This window comes from Bradyrhizobium septentrionale, assembly GCF_011516645.4.
Lineage (GTDB): Bacteria > Pseudomonadota > Alphaproteobacteria > Rhizobiales > Xanthobacteraceae > Bradyrhizobium > Bradyrhizobium septentrionale.
The window spans coordinates 4,715,724-4,732,507 of record NZ_CP088285.1; the positions used below are offsets into that span (position 1 = coordinate 4,715,724).

General features: G+C 59.5%; 17 protein-coding genes and 1 pseudogene. 13 read left to right on the top strand and 5 right to left on the bottom strand.

The features are described from left to right. The 10 genes from sufD to fdxB all read left to right on the top strand — a co-directional run bounded on the left by sufD (position 1) and on the right by fdxB (position 10,645). Complete coding sequence (sufD, locus tag HAP48_RS24250) at positions 1–1,323, top strand: Fe-S cluster assembly protein SufD (protein ID WP_166209451.1); 1,323 nt, start codon at positions 1–3, stop codon at positions 1,321–1,323. Continuing rightward, positions 1,320–2,567 (top strand): cysteine desulfurase, encoded by a 1,248-nt coding sequence (locus HAP48_RS24255; protein WP_035978206.1) that lies wholly within the window; start codon positions 1,320–1,322, stop codon positions 2,565–2,567. Before sufD ends, HAP48_RS24255 begins: the two co-directional genes overlap by 4 nt. A gap of 469 nt (positions 2,568–3,036) precedes the next feature. Further along, positions 3,037–4,539 (top strand): nitrogenase molybdenum-iron protein alpha chain, encoded by a 1,503-nt coding sequence (gene nifD, locus HAP48_RS24260; RefSeq protein ID WP_029084738.1) that lies wholly within the window; start codon positions 3,037–3,039, stop codon positions 4,537–4,539. A gap of 67 nt (positions 4,540–4,606) precedes the next feature. Further along, the gene (gene nifK / locus HAP48_RS24265) at positions 4,607–6,163 is read left to right on the top strand and encodes a nitrogenase molybdenum-iron protein subunit beta (protein ID WP_029084737.1); all 1,557 of its coding nucleotides are present in this window, start codon (positions 4,607–4,609) and stop codon (positions 6,161–6,163) included. A 95-nt stretch (positions 6,164–6,258) separates the two neighbouring features. After that, positions 6,259–7,905, top strand: a complete 1,647-nt coding sequence (gene nifE, locus HAP48_RS24270; protein ID WP_029084736.1) for a nitrogenase iron-molybdenum cofactor biosynthesis protein NifE — start codon at positions 6,259–6,261, stop codon at positions 7,903–7,905. 8 nt (positions 7,906–7,913) lie between these two features. Next, entirely contained in the window at positions 7,914–9,323 is a 1,410-nt protein-coding gene (gene nifN, locus HAP48_RS24275; RefSeq protein WP_029084735.1) for a nitrogenase iron-molybdenum cofactor biosynthesis protein NifN, read from the top strand. Next, positions 9,320–9,715 (top strand): nitrogen fixation protein NifX, encoded by a 396-nt coding sequence (gene nifX, locus HAP48_RS24280; protein ID WP_029084734.1) that lies wholly within the window; start codon positions 9,320–9,322, stop codon positions 9,713–9,715. The genes nifN and nifX overlap by 4 nt, the downstream gene beginning before the upstream one ends. 6 nt (positions 9,716–9,721) lie before the next feature. Next, positions 9,722–10,123, top strand: coding sequence for a NifX-associated nitrogen fixation protein (locus tag HAP48_RS24285; protein ID WP_084518764.1), 402 nt, complete (start codon positions 9,722–9,724; stop codon positions 10,121–10,123). Between the two features lie 8 nt (positions 10,124–10,131). Beyond that, complete coding sequence (locus HAP48_RS24290) at positions 10,132–10,332, top strand: CCE_0567 family metalloprotein (RefSeq protein ID WP_029084733.1); 201 nt, start codon at positions 10,132–10,134, stop codon at positions 10,330–10,332. 13 nt (positions 10,333–10,345) lie between these two features. After that, positions 10,346–10,645 carry a ferredoxin III, nif-specific gene (gene fdxB / locus HAP48_RS24295; protein WP_029084732.1) on the top strand — a complete coding sequence of 100 codons (300 nt, stop codon included), beginning with the start codon at positions 10,346–10,348 and terminating at the stop codon, positions 10,643–10,645. A gap of 25 nt (positions 10,646–10,670) precedes the next feature. Here the strand turns inward: fdxB and HAP48_RS24300 are convergent. The 3 genes and pseudogenes from HAP48_RS24300 to tnpB (HAP48_RS24310) all read right to left on the bottom strand — a co-directional run. Continuing rightward, a pseudogene (locus HAP48_RS24300) lies at positions 10,671–11,193 on the bottom strand (IS630 family transposase); the annotation flags it as partial. 49 nt (positions 11,194–11,242) lie between these two features. Beyond that, the gene (gene tnpC / locus HAP48_RS24305; protein ID WP_175612385.1) at positions 11,243–12,778 is read right to left on the bottom strand and encodes an IS66 family transposase; all 1,536 of its coding nucleotides are present in this window, start codon (positions 12,776–12,778) and stop codon (positions 11,243–11,245) included. Positions 12,779–12,872: 94 nt separating this feature from the next. Continuing rightward, positions 12,873–13,214: an IS66 family insertion sequence element accessory protein TnpB gene (tnpB, locus tag HAP48_RS24310; RefSeq protein WP_166209448.1), complete on the bottom strand. Its 342-nt coding sequence runs from the start codon at positions 13,212–13,214 to the stop codon at positions 12,873–12,875. Positions 13,215–13,329: 115 nt separating this feature from the next. Here tnpB (HAP48_RS24310) and tnpA (HAP48_RS50105) point away from each other — a divergent pair, with 115 nt between their 5' ends. The 3 genes from tnpA (HAP48_RS50105) to tnpC (HAP48_RS24325) all read left to right on the top strand — a co-directional run bounded on the left by tnpA (HAP48_RS50105) (position 13,330) and on the right by tnpC (HAP48_RS24325) (position 15,761). Continuing rightward, positions 13,330–13,731, top strand: a complete 402-nt coding sequence (gene tnpA, locus HAP48_RS50105) for an IS66-like element accessory protein TnpA (protein WP_166202958.1) — start codon at positions 13,330–13,332, stop codon at positions 13,729–13,731. Then, positions 13,728–14,078 (top strand): IS66 family insertion sequence element accessory protein TnpB, encoded by a 351-nt coding sequence (gene tnpB / locus HAP48_RS24320; protein WP_166202960.1) that lies wholly within the window; start codon positions 13,728–13,730, stop codon positions 14,076–14,078. Before tnpA (HAP48_RS50105) ends, tnpB (HAP48_RS24320) begins: the two co-directional genes overlap by 4 nt. A 99-nt stretch (positions 14,079–14,177) precedes the next feature. After that, entirely contained in the window at positions 14,178–15,761 is a 1,584-nt protein-coding gene (gene tnpC / locus HAP48_RS24325; protein WP_166215215.1) for an IS66 family transposase, read from the top strand. Here tnpC (HAP48_RS24325) and HAP48_RS24330 read toward each other — a convergent pair whose 3' ends face one another. Continuing rightward, on the bottom strand, positions 15,762–16,199 hold the full coding sequence (locus tag HAP48_RS24330) for a hypothetical protein (protein ID WP_166202962.1): 438 nt from the start codon (positions 16,197–16,199) through the stop codon (positions 15,762–15,764). A 158-nt stretch (positions 16,200–16,357) separates the two neighbouring features. Next, positions 16,358–16,753, bottom strand: a complete 396-nt coding sequence (gene tnpA / locus HAP48_RS24335; protein WP_166204418.1) for an IS66-like element accessory protein TnpA — start codon at positions 16,751–16,753, stop codon at positions 16,358–16,360. Positions 16,754–16,784: the final 31 nt, after the last annotated feature.

Below are 16,784 nucleotides of genomic sequence, written 5' to 3' on the forward strand. Positions count from 1 at the left end.
ATGAAGCAAGTTTTGGCAAGAGAAGCCGACGCCGGACGTGCAAAGAGCAATCTCTTCACCGCGGCGCACGGACGGCTGCCTGGCTGTGGGCCTGTCGCCCATATCCGTGCGAGGGCATTCGAGGCCTACGAGCGTGCCGGCCTCCCGCATCGGCGCATCGAGGCTTGGAAATATACAGATCTATGCGCCTTGATCGGCGAGGTACTGCCACTCGCTCCGCGACCAGATGCAGCTGCGCTGGTGCGCGCAAAGTCGTCGGTCATGCAAGCGGCTGCCGATCAAGCAGTCAAACTGGTTTTGGTGGATGGAATATTCGCACCCGAGCTATCCGACGTCGGTAGCCTCGAAAATGGGATCGATGTGCGGTCGTTGCGGGAGATTCTGGAGAATCCGGCCAATAGCGCAATGGCCGGCCTGGTGCTTTCGACCACAACTGATGCGATGATCTCGCTCAATGCCGCGATGGCGACCGACGGCCTGGTGATTACGATCGCCGAGGGCAGCGCGATTAAGCGTCCCATTCAGATCGTTCACGTTGCAACCTCATTGTCGGTGTCCGACTTTACCCGTTCCTACCTGCAGCTAGGTAAGGGAGCGCACGCGGCTGTGGTGGAAACATTCGTCGCGGCTGATGGCGCGAGCCGATATCAAACCAACGATGCGATAATTGTCCTGGTTGGTGACGAGGCGAGCCTTTCGTATATCCGGGTGGCAGCTGATGCCGCTGACGCCGTGAACCTTTCGTCGGGAATCATCGTAGTCGGTACCAGAGCGAGCCTCAATCTCTTCAGCATGACCTGCAGCGGCTCCATCGGTCGCTATCAGGGATTCGTCACACTGGCCGGCGAGGGATCCAGGCTCTCGGCGAACGGGGTCAATCTCATCAGGGAAAAACAGCACGCCGACACAACAATCGTAGTCGACCACGCCGGGCCGCATTGCATCAGTCGGAATAAGTTCCACGCGGTCGTCGACGATTGCGGCCGCTCGGTGTTCCAGGGCCAAGTCGTCGTACGTCCCGCCTCGCAGAAGACGGAAGCCGCGCTGATGACGCGAGCGCTGCTCCTGTCCGACCAGGCCGAGGCGGACAATAAGCCCGAACTCGAAATCCTTGCCGACGACGTGACTTGCGGCCACGGATCGACTTCAGGTGCGCTGGACACCAGTCTCATATTCTATCTGCGCGCTCGAGGTCTATCAGAGAAGGATGCGCAGGCGTTGTTGATTAGAGCATTCATTGGCGAGCCGATCGAGGAGATCCCCGCCGGCAATCTGCGCGAATTTGTGACCGCGCGAGCTGAACACTGGCTGCGGGCGCGATGAGTGTGCACCCCGCGATAGGCAACGGTAGTTACCAGGTCAGCCGTCTGCGCGCGGACTTTCCTGCGCTGTCCATGACGGTGTACGACAAGCCGCTTGTGTACCTTGATAACGCCGCATCCGCGCAAAAGCCGAATGCGGTTCTTGACCGCATGATGCATGTGTACTCCAGCGAATACGCCAACGTACATCGCGGCCTGCACTATCTGGCGAATGCGGCGACGGAGGCGTATGAGGGCGCCCGTACCAAGGTGGCGCGGTTTGTGAACGCACATCTGAACGAAGAGATCGTCTTCACCCGCAGCGCTACGGAGGCCATCAATCTGGTCGCCCAGACCTTCGGCCGTGAACGGGTCAGCGCCGGTGACGAGATCGTTCTGTCGATTATGGAACACCACTCCAACATTGTGCCGTGGCATTTTTTAAGAGAACGGCTCGGCGCAGTCATCAAGTGGGCGCCGGTTGATGATGACGGCAATTTCCTGCTCGATGCATTTGAGCGGCTCTTGACCCCGCGCACCAAGATGGTTGCGATCACTCAGATGTCGAACGTGCTGGGTACCGTTTTGCCAGTGAAAGACGTAGTGAGGATCGCACATGCACGGGGTATTCCCGTACTGGTCGACGGCTCGCAAGGATGTGTCCATTTGACCGTCGACGTCTGCGACATCGATTGCGATTTCTACGTAATGACAGGCCATAAACTCTATGGTCCGACAGGGATCGGCGTGCTTTACGGCAAGTCAGAGCATCTTTCGTCAATGCCGCCCTTCAATGGTGGCGGCGAGATGATCCGTCAGGTCTCGCGTGCCGGCGTCATCTATGGTGAACCGCCGCACCGGTTCGAGGCGGGGACGCCGCCGATTGTCGAGGCGATCGGTTTGGGGGCGGCTTTAGATTACATCAATTCGATAGGCAAAGAACAGATCCGCAAGCACGAGAACGCGCTGCTCGCTTACGCAAATGAGAAGCTAGGGGACATCAACGCCGTACGAATCATCGGGACGCCGGCCGAAAAGGGGCCGATCATCTCCTTTGATATGAAAGGCGCGCATGCACATGACATTGCTACGGTCATCGACCGCGCCGGAGTTGCAGTGCGGGCGGGTGGCCATTGCGCGATGCCGCTGCTCGAGCGCTTGGGTGTGCTGGCGACGTGCCGTGCGTCTTTCGCACTTTACAACACAAGTGAAGAGATTGATACGCTCGTGCGGGCACTTATCAAGGCACGACAGCTGTTATCGTGAGCCGGTGAGCTTGCGGCGTCTGGGCGGTGGAGCATCGAACTCCCGACGATGACGACGTCATAACCGTTGGCATCATCGTCGTCGCTGAAGGCAAGTATCTGTAGATCTCAACAAGCATGGATGGCGTCGGCAAACCCGGGCTCGATCAGCCGGCCTTTGCCGCTCGGTTCGCTTGTTACGGGCGCTCTCTCGAGCGCGGAGCATCGCGATCGGCAGCCGCACATCTGGAATCGTGCGGTGCTACTTCACATATCGCCGCCCCTGTTCCATTTCGAACAGGACCAAACGAAGGGTTCTCCGGGCAAAGCGCGATGTCGCGTTAGCCACAATACCCCGTGCTGCACCACGGAGCGCGCTAACTGATTTCAATCGTTCCGCTTTTTGTGCTCGCGCCGCACTGGCATGCTCGTTGCAAAACTCTAGGTCACGAAGCCGCTCTCGCAACAGCTAACCCTCGAAGGACCTCAGCATGAGCCTCGCCTCGACCCAGAGCATCGCAGAAATCAGGGCTCGCAACAAAGAGCTGATTGAGGAGGTCCTGAAGGTCTATCCGGAGAAGACCGCAAAACGGCGCGCCAAGCATCTCAACGTGCACCAAGCCGGCAAGTCGGACTGTGGGGTCAAGTCCAACATCAAATCCATCCCTGGTGTGATGACAATCAGAGGCTGCGCCTACGCAGGATCCAAGGGCGTGGTCTGGGGGCCGATCAAGGACATGGTCCATATCAGCCATGGACCGGTGGGCTGCGGTCAGTACTCGTGGGGCTCGCGTCGTAACTATTACGTTGGCACGACCGGGATCGATAGCTTCGTGACCCTGCAATTCACCTCCGACTTCCAGGAAAAGGATATCGTATTCGGTGGCGACAAGAAACTGGTCAAAGTTCTTGACGAAATCCAGGAGCTTTTCCCACTCAACAACGGCATCACCATCCAGTCGGAATGCCCGATCGGATTGATTGGAGACGACATCGAGGCTGTGTCAAGAGCGAAATCCAAGGAGTATGGCGGCAAGACCATCGTGCCGGTCCGTTGCGAGGGCTTTCGCGGCGTCTCGCAGTCGCTCGGCCACCACATTGCCAACGACGCCGTGCGTGATTGGATTTTCGACAAGTTCGAGCCAGATGGTAAACCGAAGTTTGAGTCGACGCCGTACGATGTTGCGATCATCGGAGACTACAATATCGGCGGCGACGCCTGGTCATCGCGAATTCTTCTGGAGGAAATGGGCCTGCGGGTGATTGCGCAGTGGTCTGGTGACGGTTCACTCGCTGAGCTCGAGGCAACGCCGAAGGCAAAGCTCAACATTCTGCATTGTTACCGCTCCATGAACTACATCTCCCGCCACATGGAAGAGAAGTTCGGTATTCCGTGGTGCGAGTATAACTTCTTTGGACCTTCAAAGATCGCAGTGTCGCTGCGCAAGATCGCGGGCTACTTCGACGATAAGATTAAAGAAGGCGCTGAGCGGGTGATTGAAAAGTACCAGCCGCTGGTGAGCGCCGTAATAGCAAGATATCGCCCGCGCCTGGAGGGCAAGACGGTGATGTTGTACGTCGGCGGTCTTCGCCCGCGTCATGTGATTGGCGCATACGAGGACCTCGGGATGGAAGTCGTGGGTACCGGATACGAGTTCGGCCACAACGACGACTATCAGCGCACCGCCCAGCACTACGTCAAGGACAGCACGCTCATCTACGACGACGTCAATGGCTACGAGTTCGAGCGTTTTGTCGAAAAGCTCCAGCCCGACCTGGTCGGATCGGGCATCAAGGAAAAATACGTTTTCCAAAAGATGGGTATACCGTTCCGGCAGATGCATTCCTGGGACTATTCAGGTCCATATCACGGCTATGACGGCTTTGCGATCTTCGCGCGCGACATGGACATGGCTGTCAACTCGCCGATCTGGAAGAAGATGAAAGCGCCTTGGAAAGAAGCTTCGAAGTCGAAGCTCTTGGCTGCAGAATAAAGCAATGTATCTGGCTCTTCGTGGAGAGCCGGGACGATACCAATTTCGATAGTGAAGGATCTTAAAAATGGCGCAGAGTGCAGAACACGTGCTCGATCATCTCGAACTGTTTCGCGGTCCAGAATACCAGCAGATGCTGGCTAACAAGAAGACGTTCGAGAATTCCCGCGATCCAGCCGAGGTTGAACGCATCAAGGAATGGACGAAAACGCCTGAATACCGCGAGAAGAATTTTGCGCGGGAGGCGCTGGCGGTAAATCCGGCCAAAGCCTGCCAGCCGCTTGGCGCCGTGTTCGCCTCGGTCGGTTTTGAGGGCACGCTGCCCTTCGTCCACGGCTCGCAAGGCTGCGTGGCTTACTACCGCAGCCATCTGTCGAGGCACTTCAAGGAGCCGAGTTCCTGCGTCTCTTCCTCGATGACGGAAGACGCCGCGGTGTTCGGCGGCTTGAACAACATGATCGATGGACTTGCCAACAGCTACAACATGTACAAGCCCAAGATGATTGCGGTTTCCACGACCTGCATGGCCGAGGTGATTGGCGATGATCTCAATGCGTTCATCAAGACATCGAAGGAAAAGGGCTCTGTTCCGGCGGAGTTCGACGTGCCGTTTGCACACACGCCGGCGTTCGTCGGTAGCCACGTCACCGGGTATGACAACGCACTCAAGGGTGTTCTGGAGCATTTCTGGGACGGCAAGGCCGGAACAGCGCCGAAGCTGGAGCGCAAGCCAAACGAGTCGATCAACATCATTGGTGGGTTCGATGGCTACACCGTCGGAAACCTTCGTGAGATTAAGCGCATCTTGGCGCTGATGGGTATCCAATACACCATACTGGCCGATAACTCCGACGTCTTCGATACCCCGACTGATGGCGATTTCCGGATGTATGACGGCGGCACCACGCTGGAAGACGCAGCTAACGCGGTTCACGCCAAGGCGACAATCTCAATGCAGCAGTGGTGTACCGAAAAAACGCTGCCGCTCGTGTCTGAGCATGGCCAGGACGTCGTCTCTTTCAATTACCCGGTGGGCGTCTCCGCAACAGATGACCTTCTCCTGGCGCTATCACGCATCAGCGGCAAGCAGGTCCCGGAGCAACTCGCGCGAGAGCGTGGCCGCTTGGTTGATGCCATCGCTGACTCCAGCGCGCATATCCATGGCAAGAAGTTCGCAATCTATGGCGATCCGGATCTCTGCTATGGGTTGGCCGCCTTTCTGCTCGAACTCGGCGCCGAACCAACCCATGTGCTGTCCACCAACGGCAATAAGGCGTGGCAGGACAAAATGCAGGCGCTGTTTGCAAGCTCACCGTTTGGGCATGCCTGCCAGTCCTATCCGGGCCGAGACCTCTGGCACATGCGCTCGCTCTTGTTCACCGAGCCGGTCGATCTTCTGATTGGCAACACCTATGGCAAGTACCTGGAACGTGACACGGGAACGCCACTGATCCGCATCGGCTTTCCGGTGTTTGATCGGCATCATCACCACCGCTCCCCTGTGTGGGGCTATCAGGGCGGCCTGAATGTGCTGGTGAAGATCCTCGACAAGATCTTCGACGAAATCGACCGGAAGACCAACGTTCTTGGCAAAACTGACTACAGCTTCGACATCATTCGTTGATGACGGACAATGCACGTGCCGTCGCCGAAAACACTGGCGATGGCACGAGCGCACGATGGCTCAACTTGCAATTAGTTCGGCTAAGAGGAGAACGGATGAGTTCGCTGTCAGCTACGGTCCAGAATATTTTCAACGAGCCGGGCTGCGCCAAGAACGGCAGTAAGTCGGAGGCTGAGCGCAAGAAGGGATGCACCAAGCTACTGCAGCCGGGTAGTGCGGCGGGCGGCTGCGCCTTCGACGGTGCTAAGATCGCGCTACAGCCGTTTACCGACGTCGCTCATTTGGTGCATGGTCCGATCGCTTGCGAAGGCAACTCCTGGGACAATCGCGGCGCGGCGTCTTCCGGTTCGAATCTATGGCGCACCGCATTCACAACCGATATGAACGAAACCGATATCGTATTTGGAGGTGAGAGGCGGCTCTGGAAGGCGATCAAGGAAATCGTCGACAAGCATGACCCGCCCGCCATTTTCGTCTATCAGACCTGTGTTCCCGCGATGATCGGCGACGACGTCAACGCGGTCTGTAAGGCCGCCTCGCAAAGGTTCGGCAAACCGGTCATCCCGATCAATTCCCCGGGGTTCGTTGGCTCCAAGAACCTCGGCAATAAGCTCGCCGGCGAGGCTTTGCTGGAACATGTGATCGGAACGCGGGAGCCAGACCGCACCACACCTTACGACATCAATCTGATCGGAGAATACAATCTTTCGGGGGAGCTCTGGCAAGTCAAGCCTTCGCTCGATGAGCTTGGAATCCGGATTCTCTCATGCATCTCGGGCGATGCCAAATATCGTGAAGTCGCGTCGTCCCATCGCGCCCGGGCGGCGATGTTGGTGTGCTCAAAGGCCATGATCAACGTCGCGCGCAAGATGGAGGAACGCTACGGAATCCCGTTCTTCGAAGGCTCGTTCTACGGTGTCCAGGATTCAAGTGATTCGCTGCGCCAGATTGCCCGCTTATTGGTTGAGCGCGGCGCACCGCAAGATCTGCTCGGGCGCACCGACGCGGTGATCGCGCGCGAGGAGGCGCGGGCCTGGGCCGCGATCGAACCGTACAAGTCACGCTTCAAGGGAAAGAAGGCTTTGCTGATTACCGGCGGGGTCAAGTCATGGTCGGTCGTTGCGGCACTACAGGAGGCCGGGCTCGAATTGGTCGGAACCAGCGTGAAGAAATCGACAAGGGAGGACAAAGAGCGCATCAAGGAGCTCATGGGACAGGATGCCCACATGATCGAGGACATGTCGCCGCGTGAAATGTACGAGATGTTGAAGGGCGCAAAAGCGGACATCATGCTATCGGGCGGCAAATCGCAGTTCGTCGCGCTGAAAGCAACGACGCCTTGGCTCGATATCAACCAGGAGCGATGCCATGGCTATATGGGCTATGTCGGAATGATCAAGTTAGTGGAGGAGATCGACAAGTCGCTCTCAAATCCGATGTGGGAGCAGGTACGTCGACCGGCACCATGGGAGGCCTTGGCCAGGGCGAAGCTGCATATGCAGTCGCCGGCGGCCGAGATCGCCTGCGAACCGGCGCTCGCCGAAACGGCGCGCCGCGCGAGGAAGATTTGCCACTGTAACACGGTCGATCTCGGCACGATCGAGGATGCGATCTACGCGCATGGTCTGAGAAGCGTCGAGGAAGTCAAAGAGCACACCGATGCGGTCGGTGGTTGCTGCAAGAGACGCATCGAGGACATCTTGGTGCCCTCGCCATCTGCCATGCTGCAGGCCGCAGAATAGGGGGAATCATGGCCCTCACCACGGTGCCAACAAAAGCCTGCGCGGTCAACCCGCTGAAGATGAGCCAGCCGATTGGCGGCGCATTCGCCTTCATGGGGCTGCGCGGGGCGATGCCGCTTCTGCATGGCTCGCAAGGATGCACTTCTTTCGGGCTCACGCTCTTTGTGCGGCATTTCAAGGAGGTGGTACCGCTGCAGACCACCGCGATGAGCGAGGTCGCGACCGTGCTCGGCGGCTATGAGAACCTCGAGCAGGCGATACTCAATATCTACAACCGAGCCAAGCCAAAGATCGTCGGAATCTGCTCGACCGGCATCACCGAGACTAACGGAGACGATGTGGATGCTTACCTCAAGCTAATCCGAAACAAGCATCGGCAACTTGCGAAATTGCCGCTGGTCTATGTCTCGACACCCGATTTCAAGGGCGCGTTCCAGGACGGCTGGGAGAAGGCTGTGACGCGCATTGTGGAATTGCTGGTGGAAGGGCCCAACGTCAACGGCCTGCGCGATCCCTCGAGAGTGAACGTTCTTCCAGGATGTCACCTCACGCCGGGTGATCTTGACGAACTCCGTGCCATCCTGGAGGATTTTGGGTTGCGGCCATCCTTCCTGCCTGACCTGGCAGCGTCGCTCGATGGGCATATCCCCGACGAGTTTACGTCAACGACCATCGGCGGCATCGGCGTCGACGAGATCGCGAGCATGGGCCGCGCCGGGTGGACCATTGCAATCGGCGCGCAGATGCGGCGAGCGGCAGAGGTCATGCAGGCCAAAAGCGGCGTTCCATTTCGCCTCTTCGAGCGGCTGTGCGGCCTCGGTCCGTGCGACGAATTCATGACGTTTGTGAGTGAAATCAGCGGCCGTCCCGTGCCACCGAAATATCGGCGGCAGCGCGGCCAGCTCACGGATGCAATGCTGGACGCGCACTTCCATATTGGTGGTCGCAGACTTGCGATCGCCGCTGAGCCAGACCTCCTATATGATCTCTCCAGTATGCTGCACGAGATGGGGGCGCAGGTGCGTGCGGCCGTAACGACCACACAATCGGCGGTGATCGAGCGGATCAAGACCAACGAGGTGCTAATTGGTGATCTTGAGGATCTCGAAGAGCTTGCCAGAACCGAGAATTGCGACTTGCTGATCACGCATTCGCATGGCAGGCAAGCGGCTGCCCGGCTGAAAATTCCGTTCTATCGTGCGGGTTTTCCGATGTTCGATCGACTTGGCGCAGGGCACCAACTATCGATCGGTTATCGTGGTACCCGCGATCTGATCTTCGATATCGCCAATCTCGTGATCGCGGACCGCGAGGAGAACCATCCACCTACGCCCGATCGATGGCGGGCTCCGGTCGCACTGCCATCAAGGTCCGGGCATCTCAGTTCCATCGGTGCAGCCGAGAGGTCGACTGCATGAAGGTCGCATTCGCCACTCAAGATCTAAGGTGCGTCGATGCTCATTTTGGTTGGGCAAAGAATATTGCTATCTACGAGGTCGCGCCAAGCGGACACGTGTTTCTCAAAGCGGTTGAGTTTGAGGGCGATCTCAAGGAAGACGGCAACGACGACAAGTTAGCGCCGAAGATCGAGGCGATTAAAGATTGCGCAATTCTTTACGTTGCTGCCATCGGCGGTGCCGGTGCTGCCCGGGTGGTCGCCAACAAGATCCATCCGATCAAGGTAAACAAGCCAGAAAACATTCTGGTGCTGCTCGAAAAGCTCGAGGACGTCCTAAGAGGCACACCACCTCCCTGGCTACGCAAGGCAATGGCAAAGGACCAGCGGAGCACATTCGAGTTCGACGAATGAGATGAAATGACCGCAGAAATAGAGCAGCAGGACAGCTCCGCCGATGCGCTGTTCATCAAGGAGCTAGTCAAGATTTGGCGCGCTCAGGACACCACGGGAGCCTGGAAGGCCAAGAGCGATCTCGACCTTCTCGAGCCCTATGTCTTGGACAAGGAAAAGCGGCGTGCGTTGCCGATTGTCGGTGATCCTGGCCCCGATACGCTGTGGCGGCTGGAACTGTTCTTCAACGCGGTCGCGCTCGCGGTCGAGAGGGAAACCGGTGTGATGATCCAGCCGATCTTGAAGCTGCATCATGAAGGATTTGGCCGCATCGTGCTGATCGGAGGCCGGCTGAGCGCCGTGAACAAGCGGCTGCGTGATGTGCATCGCGACCTGATACGGAAGTTTCCGGACGTGGCGAACTATTGAGGATACTGATGAGCGAACGTGAAACACTGAAGGCTGAAATAAAGAAGCTATCGGCCAAAGCGCTACAAGCCAAAATGGATCTGCACGACCTTTCGGAGGAATTGCCCATCAACTGGACCTCGATCATGGTCGTTGCGCAGAAGGCGCACGATGCCTATGCCGAACTTGAGCGCAGAAACCATGATTTGAAGGCGTTGGAAAATACTTAAGAGGGGCCGACACATGTCATTTACAACGCGCGATGGCCGCGACTGGACGCCAGACTACCTGATGTCGATTGACGCCAAAAAATGCATCGGCTGTGGCCGCTGTTTCAAGGTGTGTGGCCGAGGTGTCATGGCGTTGAAGGGAATCAGCGAGGACGGCGAACTTGTTGATCTTGACGATGACGAGGACGATGAGATCGAAAAGAAGATCATGGTTCTGAATGATCAGGGCGCCTGCATCGGCTGCGGCGCGTGCGCCAGGGTGTGTCCGGCCAATTGCCAGGTCCATGTTTCAGCCCCAGCCGAAGCTGCCTGACCGGTGGCCCTAGAGCGTGATGAGTTTAGTTTTGGTCATATCCGGCGTTTGCGAAGTAGTTGGCGCATTCGGCCGGTGAGACGGTGCCGAGGATCGGAGCGATAGCATCGTAGACGGCCTCGGTGGTTCGCTGTGCGGCTTTGCGCAGCCAGTGTTTGAACTTGGCGAAGAACTGCTCGATCGGATTGAGATCAGGCGAGTATTTCGGCAGGTAGAAGAGCCGGGCGCCGGCGGCACGGATGGCGCGACGCACGGCGTGGGCCTTGTGGGAGCCGAGATTGTCCATGATGACGATGTCGCCGTGCCGCAGGGTCGGGACCAGAGCCTTCTCGATATAGACAAGGAAGGCTTCGCCGTTGATCGGCCCCTCGAGGAACCACGGAGCGGTAATGCGATCGTGGCGGCCATGAAGGTCATGGTCCGCCAGCGGCCGTGCGGTACCTTGGCTTTGATACGTTGACCGCGCGGCGCCCAGCCCCGCAGCGGCGCGCCATATTGGTCTTGGTCCAGGTCTCATCGATGAACACCAGCCGAGTGGGATCGATCCGTACGCATCCGGTCAGCACCCCGGGCAGGCGCGCCGGTCAGCCGTGGCGCTCAGGCGGCAGCCGCTGTGGACTGTTGGGTCGCCTTCCAATTCCACGGGAGCAGGTCGGCGACTTTGTTGACGGGGTGATCTGGAAGCCTGGCCAACACATCCGCGAGCCAGGCTTGCGGATCAACGTCGTTCATCTTGCAGGTTTCGATCAGGGTATAGACGGCGGCGGCGCGATGGCCGCCGGCATCTGAACCGGCGAAGGTCCAATTTCGTCTTCCGACAGCCACACCGCGTAACGCTCGTTCGGCAGCGTTGTTCGAGAGGCAGACGCGACCATCGTCCAGGAAGCGGGTGAACGCCGCCCAACGGTTGAGCAGGTAGTTGATCGCCTTTGCAGTATCGTTGCCTGATGAGAGCAAGGTTCGCTGCTGACGCATCCAGATTTCGAGATCGGCGACGATCGGCCTCGACTTATCACGACGTACCGCAAGCCGCTGTTCCGGCGTTTTGCCGTTGATGGTGCGCTCGATCTCGAAAAGGATATCGATGCGTCGCACGGCCTCGCTGGCAATCGGCGCCTCTCCAGATTTCGCCAAGTCGAAGAACTTTCTGCGGCCGTGGCTCCAACAGGCCGCTTCAAGGATCGGAGCTGGCTTCCTTTGGGCCTTGTAGAGCTGGTTATACCCATCGAAGGCATCGGCCTGCATGAGGCCGACATAGCCGGCAAGATGGCTTTGCGGGTGTTCTCCAGCCCGGTTGCGTGAGTAGTAGAACAGGGCCGCCGGCGGATCCGTGCCGCCAAACGGCCGGTCATCGCGAACATAGGTCCAGATCCGGCCGGTAACCGTCTTGAGCTTGGCCAGCACCGGCACCGTCGTATCGTCGCCGTGGATGCGTTCCGCGCTCATGACGTGGATCCGGATCGCCTCAATGATGGGATCGAGTGCCACCACGCAGGCGCCGATCCGATCCGCCAGGGTCGAGACGTCGATCTCGATCCCTTCGCGGGCATAGGTCTTGCTCTGTCGGTTCAACGGCTGGTGCAGCAGGAACTTGTTGACCAGCACCATCGCCAGCAGGCTCGGCCCGGCAAAGCCTCGCGGGATCGGATGGGAGGGCGCCGGCGCCTCGGTGATTGCCTCACAATCCCGGCAGGAGAACTTTTCGCGGACATGCTCGATAATCTTCCAGCGCCGTGGCTCACATTCCAGGGTCTTCGATACCACCTCGCCGAGCTTGTGCAGTCGCTCGCTGCCGCACTTGCCACATACGCAAGGAGCGGGTTCGACGATGCGTTCGATCGGTAGATTGTCCGGCAACGGACGTCGCGGCGGCCGTGGATTTTGCACGCGCTGCTGTTTGGCGGCTTCCGGCGCTGCGAGCTCGGCCTTGGTTTCCTGCTCAGCCTGGGTCTCTTCAAGATCCTCGATGGCGAGTTCGAGCTGCTCGACCAGCAGCTTGCCGCGCTCAGAAGATTGCCCGAACTGTTCTCGCCGTGCCTTGGCCAGCATCAGCTTCAGCCGCTCGATCTCCAGCCGGCCGACGGTCACCTCGCTCTTCGCCAGCGTCAGCTGCTCGCGCTGCGCAATGATCATCGCGTGTGCTGCGGCAAGGTCGGTGGGAAGCGGATCGGCGGGCGTCGTCACGAGGACGAATCAACCATATTCGTCGCAAAAAATCCCGCTCGATTTAACCGGAAGCCCGTGGACGCCAGGTTGCCTGCGGCATCCGCCAATCAATTCCGGAGAGGAGATAGGATAGCTGCGCAACGCTGATCGTCACAACGCCATCCGCCATTGATGGCCACAAAAAGCGGCCTCGCTCCAGCCGCTTCGTGAACAGACACGCGCCTTGGCCATCATGCCAGATGATCTTGATCAGGTCGCCGCGGCGGCCTCTAAAAACATAGAGATCACCGGCATGCGGATCACGCTTCAAACTCTCCTGGACCAGACGCGCGAGGCTCGGGAAGCCGCGGCGCATATCGGTGTGGCCGGTCGCAAGCCACACCCGCACATTAGTGAGCGTCATGCGGAGACCACGCGCTGAGGGTTGATCTGGTCGGCTAGGAAGATCTCGCGGAATGGTTTGTCGCGAGGTCACAATGTCAAAGGATAGTCGTAAGGATAGCGATAAGGATAGGCATATGCCTATCCTCGAACACGGCGCCGACACGCTGCAGCGTGTCGAGATCATCACCGGGACGGGCCGACGTCGGCGCTGGTCGACCGATGCGAAGGCGGCGATTGTTGCGGAGAGTTTTGCGCCGGGTGCAAGCGTGTCCGCAGTGGCGCGGCGACACGACATCAGTCCAAGCCTGTTGTTTCTCTGGCGTCGCCAGGCTACGCGGGCGCAGGTCGCGGAGCGCGGGGACAGAGGCATGCCACCTGGCTTTGTGCCGGTCGCGATCACCGGCTGTGGGCGCCCGAGTGAGGAGCAGGCGGCGATCGAGATCGAGGTCGGCGCGATTCGCATCCGTGTCAGGGGGACAGTCGACCGGGAGGCACTGTGCGAGGTGCTGGCGGCGGTCGGGACGGTTGGTCGATGATCGGGCTTCGAGCTGGGTTGTCGATCTGGATTGCGACGCAGCCGGTCGATTTCCGCCGCGGCATGGACTCGCTGGCGATGCTGGTGAGCGAGGCCTTTGGAGCCGATCCGTTCGACGGCGGACTTTATGTCTTCCGCTCCAAGCGCCGAGATCGCGTGAAGATCCTGACTTGGGATGGAAGCGGCCTTGTCCTTTACTACAAAAGAATCGAGGGGCAGTTCACCTGGCCGCCGATCAAGGAAGGCGTCATGTCGCTATCTCATGCTCAGCTCTCGGTGCTGCTCGATGGCTCGGACTGGAAGCGTGTGCCGATGCGAGTTGTGGATCAGCCGATGCGAGCTGGTTGATCATTATCAAGAGTCGTTCGTCACTCATGCGGAGTTGTTGTAGAATCGCTCTGCATGAGTGATTTGCCTTCCGATCCAGCATTGCTCCGACAAGCCGTGATGACGCTATCGTCACGGCTTGCGGCGTTGTCGGAGGAATGCAGCACGCTGGCGACCGAGCGTGATGCAGCGATCGCCCAACGCGACGCTGCGATCCAGGAGAACGACAAGCTCCTGATGATCCTGTCCCAGTACAAGCGCACGATCTTCGGTCCGCGCTCCGAGACACTGGATATCGGACAGCTGTCTCTCTTCACCATCAGGGCACAGGCGGTTCGTGCCGCCGCCAACGACGACGTGACCGGAGGCAGGCTGCCTGACGGAGCGGAGGGCCGTGGAAAGCGACCGGCGCGACGCAACCGGGGGAAGCTTCCGGAGCATTTGCCGCGCATCGATGTCGTGATCGATATCGAGAGCCACATCTGCCCTTGCTGCGGCGAGCAGCTGCACAAGATCGGGGAGACCGTCAAGGAAGCCTTCGACGTCATTCCGATGCAGTACCGGGTCAAGCGCATCATGCGTCCACGGTACGGCTGCCGGGGATGCCGCCAGGGTGTTCTGCAGGCACCCGCGCCGGCCCAGGCGATCGACGGTGGAATGGTGACGGAAGCCTTGCTGGCCCACGTCGCGGTGATGAAATACGGCTACCAGCTGCCGCTGTATCGCCAGGAACAGATGTTTGCCGCCCAAGGCATCACGCTCGACCGGCAAACGCTGGCCTCGTGGATGGGCCGCGTCGCCTGGTGGCTGAAGCCGCTTCACGCGCTGTTGCGCCGCGCAGTGATGTCCTACCCGCGGCTGTTTGCCGACGAGACGCCGCTGCCAGTTCTCGATCCCGGCCGTGGCAGAACCAAAGTCTGCCAGTTCTGGGCGATCGCCACCGACGACCGCCCGTGGGGCGGCCCGGCGCCGCCGGCAGTAGTCTACGTGTTCGCCGAGGATCGCAAGGCAATCCGCGCCAGGCAGCTGTTTGGAGACTACGACGGCATCCTGCAGGTCGACGGCTACGCCGGGTACAAGGGGCTGATTAAAAACGGCGGCCGTCTGGTACAACTGGCGTTCTGCTTCGCGCATGCGCGGCGGAAGTTCTGGGACGTCCACATCGCGACGAAATCGCCGATTGCCGCGGAAGCGCTGCAGCGGATCGCGATGTTCTACGCCATTGAGGATCGCATTCGCGGTTTGCCGGCGACGCAGCGAGCTGCGGTGCGACAATCCGACACCAGACCGCTGATCGAGGACTTCAAGCCCTGGCTCGAGGCGCGACTGCTGGAAGTCTCGAAGAAATCCGGCCTTGGCAAGGCGATCCGCTACACCCTCAACCATTGGGATGGCCTGACGCGATTCATCGATGATGGGCGCATCGAGATCGACAGCAATACGGTCGAACGCAGCATCAAGCCGATCGGGCTGGGAAAGAAAAACTATCTGTTCGCAGGCAGTGAGGGCGGCGCCGAAACCTGGGCCACTCTCGCATCACTCATCAACTCCGCAAAGCTTCACGACATCGACCCACGGCACTATTTTACTGATGTTCTCGAGCGCATCGTCTCCGGACGTACCAAGATCAATCAGCTGAACACGCTGCTGCCGTGGAATTGGAAAGCCGAGCGCGATGGTTCGGAGCCAAAGCTCGCCGCTTGATCAGTTCGACGGCACGGCGTCGGGAACTTCCTGCGCATCGCTGGCGTCGTCGTAGATCTCTTCGCGGATCACGCGCAGCGTTACCTCGTGCAGATACACTTGCAGCGCACCCTCCAGCTCGGTGAACTCGGGCAGCAGGACTCGATCAACGAAGCCCCGTGACGCACGGACCATCACCGTGTTACGTCGCTGTCGGCGATAACGAAACGGCCGCAGCCCATATCGGCGGCAAAGCGCCAGAAACAGGTGCCGAGACCACTGGTCGGGAAGTGAGAATTGCTGTTCGATCGGTGGATCGTGGCGAGCAAGTTCCTCGACCCGGGCCCGCACCCGCTGCAGCGCGGCTTCCGCTGCAAGGCGCTCACCAGCAGTTCCGGCCCCCACGAACAACGCCTCGATCTTCCGAAGCTTCTCGCGCAGCTGCGACTCGCTGGTCATTCTGATCCCCGTTGCCCGCTCCGAACCGGGATCAACCCATCACCGCGCGCCGGCGGCGTCAATCATCCCGACCGCGCTATCCAGAGCATTCCGCGCAAGTCAAGCCCAGGCACCCGTGATCCTCTCGTGACGCTCACGCACATTACCCGGTATCGCAATCATCGGCGCTCAAGTACCTCGAGGACCCGCGCCAGCGCTTCTGGATCGACGTGCGAATCCACTCGGATCCGTCGCCGGTTACCGAGGTCGATCTCGATCAATCCAGTACGCGCGGCCACTACAGACCGCCCTCGGCTATCACCCGCAGGTAAGAGCTTCGGAGTTTCCTCCGCCTCCGTGGCGGCGATCTGCACCGGCGCAAAAGACGGTGCGACCTGCTCGGATGTCCGCGCTTGACGACGCCAGGTGAACACCAGGCTGGCCGCTACTCCGTTGCGACGTGCAACCGCTGTCACCTTTGCGCCCGGCGCCAACGTCTCCTCGACAATCCGTGCCTTGTCATCCTGCGACCAACGCCGCCGACGCTCCAGCCCGCCCAAAACCTCGACCCGCATCGCCCGATGACCTTAAAGCTAGACTTAAGGT

Coding starts and splice junctions, on each gene's coding strand:
- sufD (WP_166209451.1), top strand. CDS start 1: ATGAAGCAAGTTTTGGCAAGAGAAGCCGACGCCGGACGTGCAAAGAGC.
- HAP48_RS24255 (WP_035978206.1), top strand. CDS start 1,320: ATGAGTGTGCACCCCGCGATAGGCAACGGTAGTTACCAGGTCAGCCGT.
- nifD (WP_029084738.1), top strand. CDS start 3,037: ATGAGCCTCGCCTCGACCCAGAGCATCGCAGAAATCAGGGCTCGCAAC.
- nifK (WP_029084737.1), top strand. CDS start 4,607: ATGGCGCAGAGTGCAGAACACGTGCTCGATCATCTCGAACTGTTTCGC.
- nifE (WP_029084736.1), top strand. CDS start 6,259: ATGAGTTCGCTGTCAGCTACGGTCCAGAATATTTTCAACGAGCCGGGC.
- nifN (WP_029084735.1), top strand. CDS start 7,914: ATGGCCCTCACCACGGTGCCAACAAAAGCCTGCGCGGTCAACCCGCTG.
- nifX (WP_029084734.1), top strand. CDS start 9,320: ATGAAGGTCGCATTCGCCACTCAAGATCTAAGGTGCGTCGATGCTCAT.
- HAP48_RS24285 (WP_084518764.1), top strand. CDS start 9,722: ATGACCGCAGAAATAGAGCAGCAGGACAGCTCCGCCGATGCGCTGTTC.
- HAP48_RS24290 (WP_029084733.1), top strand. CDS start 10,132: ATGAGCGAACGTGAAACACTGAAGGCTGAAATAAAGAAGCTATCGGCC.
- fdxB (WP_029084732.1), top strand. CDS start 10,346: ATGTCATTTACAACGCGCGATGGCCGCGACTGGACGCCAGACTACCTG.
- tnpC (WP_175612385.1), bottom strand. CDS start 12,778: ATGATCATTGCGCAGCGCGAGCAGCTGACGCTGGCGAAGAGCGAGGTG.
- tnpB (WP_166209448.1), bottom strand. CDS start 13,214: ATGACGCTCACTAATGTGCGGGTGTGGCTTGCGACCGGCCACACCGAT.
- tnpA (WP_166202958.1), top strand. CDS start 13,330: ATGCCTATCCTCGAACACGGCGCCGACACGCTGCAGCGTGTCGAGATC.
- tnpB (WP_166202960.1), top strand. CDS start 13,728: ATGATCGGGCTTCGAGCTGGGTTGTCGATCTGGATTGCGACGCAGCCG.
- tnpC (WP_166215215.1), top strand. CDS start 14,178: ATGACGCTATCGTCACGGCTTGCGGCGTTGTCGGAGGAATGCAGCACG.
- HAP48_RS24330 (WP_166202962.1), bottom strand. CDS start 16,199: ATGACCAGCGAGTCGCAGCTGCGCGAGAAGCTTCGGAAGATCGAGGCG.
- tnpA (WP_166204418.1), bottom strand. CDS start 16,753: ATGCGGGTCGAGGTTTTGGGCGGGCTGGAGCGTCGGCGGCGTTGGTCG.